Source organism: Neisseria sp. P0021.S005, from assembly GCF_051956955.1.
In genome coordinates, this window is record NZ_JBQCWY010000911.1 from 1 (window position 1) to 508 (window position 508).

The 508-nt window shown below is 52.4% G+C and carries 1 pseudogene; it reads left to right on the plus strand.

What is annotated here, in order from left to right:
• A pseudogene (locus ACTHUE_RS20120) lies at window positions 1-508 on the plus strand (bifunctional tetrahydrofolate synthase/dihydrofolate synthase); the annotation flags it as partial.

Genomic DNA, 508 nt, shown 5'->3' on the forward strand with positions numbered 1-508 from the left:
GCTTTGGCCGCCGTCGATATTTTCATGCGTGAAAATGTGGACGTCATGATTTTGGAAGTCGGTTTGGGCGGACGATTGGATGCCGTGAATGTATTCGATGGCGACTGTTCGGTCGTTACCAGCGTGGATTTGGACCATCAGGCATTTTTGGGCGATACCGTCGAGCAGGTCGGTTTTGAAAAAGCCGGGGTGTTCCGTAGCGGCAAACCAGCCGTGTGCGGCCAGAATCCTGCGCCTGAATCATTGGTCAAACACGCAGAAGAAATTGGTGCAAAACTGTTGATGGTCCAGCGAGATTTTGATTTTGCGTCAATGGAAAGCGTGCAGTGGAACTACCGCTTCCATCCGCAATCTTCATACGGCCAAAACCGCAACCGCAATTCCTTGCCGTTTCCTGCTTTGCGCGGCGCGTATCAGTTGTCCAATGCCGCGTGCGCACTGACTGTTTTAGAGTGTCTGAACAATCAGCTGCCCGTTGACATCGGCGCGATTAAACGCGGTTTGCTGT